The sequence below is a fragment of the Herbaspirillum sp. B65 genome (genome assembly GCF_000333555.1).
GTDB lineage: Bacteria > Pseudomonadota > Gammaproteobacteria > Burkholderiales > Burkholderiaceae_D > Herbaspirillum > Herbaspirillum rubrisubalbicans.
In genome coordinates this window covers 1-4,325 of the sequence record NZ_BADI01001052.1, presented here as the reverse complement: position 1 = coordinate 4,325, position 4,325 = coordinate 1, and the positions used below count along the sequence as shown (strand labels likewise).

Genomic DNA, 4,325 nt, shown 5'->3' with positions numbered 1-4,325 from the left:
ATGCCGGATCGTCAGCAAGGCACCATCAAGAATGCTACCCGTGCCAAGATTCTCGACAAGGATGGCACCCAGGTCGATGGCATCTACGGCGGACTGCCGTTCCCGATTCCCAAAAACGGCCAGGAAGCAATGTGGAACTGGGTCTTGCGTTACGAAGGTCTTGCCAGCAATGGGCAGCCCAAGACATTCCTGGTCGATTCCTCTGGCCGCAACCAGGAGATTGCCTGGTACTCCACCGATAACCAGTTCCCGACCTACGATCCGAAAATGACGGAAGCGGAATGGAAATCTCGCGGCTCGCAAACCTATAACATCTGGAACGACTATAAGGCCCCATCCCGGCTTTCCGGTGAACTCAACCTTTACATCAACAACACCAGCGGCGATAACCGGGGATGGATTTACTCACCGGGCACGCGTCGGGTACGCATTGCGCCGGATCTCGCCTATGACACGCCTTGCCCGGGTATGTCCGGCGTCGTCACCTTCGACGACATCCGTCTGTTTGATGGCAAGCTCGACCGTTTCAACTGGAAACTGATCGGCAAAAAGGAAATGCTGATCCCGTACAACGACTACAAACTGATCTATGAAACCACCAGCGACAAGGCGATGACACCCAATGTCCTCAATCCTGATGTCGTGCGCTGGGAATTGCATCGCGTATGGGTCGTCGAGGGCACCGTGAAGCCTGGCGTGCGTCATATCTACAGCAAGAAGGTCATGTACATGGACGAGGACATGGGCGGTGGCGCCTCCGACATCTACGACCAGTCCGGCAAGCTGTATCGCGGTGGCTTCGAGACAACCACGCCTGCCTGGGATGACGAAGTGCCGCTGTCATACGGTACCTGGCAGTACGACCTGACCGCGAACAATTACGTGCTTGTTTCCCATGCCGGCGACCCCGGCGCGAGGGGCAACGTCCAACGCAAGGAGGCCTATCCGGCGAACTACTTCACCCCGGAGCGACTCTCGGCTTCGGGCGTCAGGTAAGGAACGCATCGGTGCGCCGGCCGAGGCCGGCGTGACAGGCCGCCGCTTTGCAACGGGGCGGCGGCGAACCAGACATTGTCAGGCGGTTATGTTGAAAACTACTAAGAGTCTGCTGGCAGGTGCACTGCTGCTGGCAGGCGCTGCCGTGGGCGCGCAGGCGGCATTCAAGGATCCTCTCGATGTTCCGGCGCAGCCCAGCGTCCGTATCACCAGCAGCCTGCTGTTCGCGGTCGCCCCTGTTGGGGAGCAGCGCCTGGTTGCAGCAGGAGAACGAGGGCGCATGTTGGTGTCGACAGACCGTGGCGCCAGCTGGAAGCAGAGTAGCGTGCCGGTCAGTACCGACCTGGTGGCGATCAGCTTTCCGACCGAGCAGCAGGGGTGGGCAGTCGGACACGGCGGCGTCATCCTGCACTCTGCCGATGGCGGTCAGACATGGCAACGACAGCTCGACGGCAGGCAAATCGCCGCCATGTCGCTGGCCTACTACGAGAAACGGATGCCCACGACCGATCCGGCGCTGTCGCGTGCATTCGACGAAGCCAAGCGATATGCGGAGGAGGGGGCGACCCGGCCCCTGCTGGACGTGTGTTTCGAGAGCGCCGAGGTCGGCTACGCGATTGGCACGTTCAACACCATGCTGAAAACGGTCGATGGTGGGCAGACATGGACGCCGTGGAGCGAGCACGTCGACAATCCGCGCTCGTTGCACCTGCACGCCATGCACCAATTTGGCGGTGACGTCTACGTGGCCGGGGAGCAGGGCCTGTTGCTGAAGTTGGATCGCCGGCAGGAGCGCTTCGTACATCTGGATAGTGGCTACGAGGGTAGTTTCTTCGGACTGGCCGGCAATGACCAGTTTGTCGTGGCGTACGGATTGCGCGGCAGCGCATACCGTTCGACCGACCATGGCTTGACGTGGACCCGCCTGACGACCAATGTTGGCGCAAGCATCACCGCCGGGACCGTGCTGGCCGACGGCCGACTGGTCCTCGGCACGGCCAACGGCAGCCTGTTGATCAGCAGAGATGGCGGAAACACGTTTGAGCAAGCCGCCAACGCAGCAAACTTGCCCGTGTTCAGCATGGCGGCCCAGGGCACCCATGTGGCAGTCGTGGGTCCGGCCGGCGTGCATATCGAATCTCTGAAATAACCTGAACGGAAAACGTCACATGGTTGCCAGCATCAAGGAAATTGAAATGCCGGTCGTACGCGACCCCAAGGATTTTGACAAGAATTCCGGGGTATGGCTCGAACGGCTCGTCTTTAACCATCGCCTCTGGCTGGTGTTGATCTGTGCCATCCTGTCGGTGTTCTTCGGGTATCAGGCCACCAAGCTGAAGGTCAACGCCAGCTTCGAGCGCATGATCCCGCAGTCGCATCCTTACATCAAAAACTACTTCGCCAACAAAGGCAATCTCGGCGCCTTCGGCAACACCATCCAGGTCGTCGTGGAAAACACCAACGGGACGGTCTACGACCCCAAGTATCTCGAGGTGCTGCGCCAGGTGAACGATGCGCTGTTCCTGAAGCGCGGCGTCGATCGCGCCTGGGTCACCTCGATCTGGATGGCGCGCGTGCGCTGGACCGAAGTGACCGAAAAGGGATTGGAGGGCGGACCGCTGATGCCCCAGGCTGGTAGCGACCCGCAAAAGATGATCGACCAGCTCAAGATCAATGTGTCGAAGGCGGACGTGATCGGCAGCCTCATCTCCAACGACCTGAAATCGAGCGTGATCCTGGTGCCGCTGCTCAACCGTTATGCCGATACCGGCAAGCCGATCGATTATGCCGAGTTCTCGCAATTCTCGAAAAAGGACATCCGCGCCAAATACGAGAGGCCCGGTATCAAGATCCACGTGATCGGCTTTGCCAAGCTGGTAGGTGACCTGATCGATGGCCTCAAGCAGGTCATGTTGTTCTTCGGTCTTTCCGCCTTGATCGCGACCGCGATCATCTACCTGTACACCCGTTGTGTCCGCAGCACGCTCATCCTGGTCGTGTCGGCAATGCTCGGCGTGGTCTGGTTGCTGGGCGTGTTGCAACTGCTGGGCTATGAGCTCGATCCGTATTCGATCCTGGTTCCCTTCCTCATCTTCGCCATCGGCCTGAGCCACGGTGCCCAGAAGATGAACGGTATCATGCAGGATGTGGGGCGCGGCACCCACAAGTACGTTGCGGCGCGCTATACGTTCCGGCGCCTGTTCATGGCGGGCCTGACCGCGCTGCTCACCAACGTGGTCGGCTTCGCCGTATTGATGATCATCGATGTGCCGGTCATCAAGGACCTGGCGCGGACTACGAGCATCGGCGTGTGCATCCTGATCTTCACCAAGCTGCTGCTGGTACCGGTGTTACTGTCGTACGTCGGCGTCAGTTCCAAGGCGGCGCGCCATAGCCTGCAGGAGTCGTCGACCGAGGCGCAGGGCCGCGGCCTGGGCCGCGTCTGGCTCTGGCTCGAACTGTTCACGACGCGGCGTTGGGCAACCGGCGCGCTGGTCGTGGCGGCGTTACTCGGGATCGGCGGTTTCATCGTCTCCGAGCGGCTTCAGATCGGCGACCTCGATCCAGGTGCGCCGGAACTGCGCCCGAACTCGCGCTACAACCTCGATAATGCCTATGTTTCCTCGCACTACGGATTGTCCACCGATCTGTTCGTGACCATGGTGACCCTGCCGCCCGACGGTTGCTTCGATTATCAAAACCTGGTGTCGATCGATCGCCTCGAAGCCCGGCTGCGTGAGCTGGACGGGGTGCAGACCACCAAATCGATCGTCGGTGCGGCAAAGGTCTTCACTGCCGGCGCCAACGAGGGATATCCGAAGTGGCTGACGATCGCACGTGACCCGCGCGCCTTGTCGTCTGCGGTCTACAACGTGCAAATGGCGCAACCGGACATTGCTCCGCGCGACTGCACATTCCTGCCGGTCATCGCCTACCTGAAGGATCACAAGGCAGCCACGCTGAACCAGGTATTGGCGACGGTCGAGCAGTTCGCCTCCACACATAATCCAGGCAGTGCGACGAAGTTCCTGCCGGCCGCCGGCTCCGCGGGTATCGAAGCGATTACCAATATCGTCGTCGAGCAGGCTAATCGCACCATGCTGATGCTGGTCTACGCGGTGGTGGCGCTGCTGTGCTTTGTCACGTTCCGTAGCTGGCGCGCAGTGATCGTGGCGCTGGTGCCTCTGGTGTTGACCTCGATCCTGTGCGAAGCACTCATGGTCACGCTGGGCATCGGCGTCAAGGTGGCAACGCTGCCTGTGATCGCGCTCGGCGTCGGGTTCGGGGTGGACTATGCGCTCTACCTGCTCAATGTCCAGTTGGCGCTG

The 4,325-nt window shown here is 60.5% G+C and carries 3 protein-coding genes; all 3 read left to right on the top strand.

Annotated elements, in window-relative coordinates; all coding sequences use genetic code 11:
• On the top strand, positions 1–996 hold a 996-nt coding region (locus I5W_RS24675), incomplete at its 5' end, for a DUF1329 domain-containing protein (RefSeq protein ID WP_044531236.1).
• A gap of 88 nt (positions 997–1,084) precedes the next feature.
• Positions 1,085–2,146, top strand: coding sequence for a WD40/YVTN/BNR-like repeat-containing protein (locus I5W_RS24670; protein ID WP_252717209.1), 1,062 nt, complete (start codon positions 1,085–1,087; stop codon positions 2,144–2,146).
• A gap of 19 nt (positions 2,147–2,165) precedes the next feature.
• A partial coding sequence (locus I5W_RS24665) for an efflux RND transporter permease subunit (RefSeq protein ID WP_044531235.1) occupies positions 2,166–4,325 on the top strand: 2,160 nt, incomplete at its 3' end.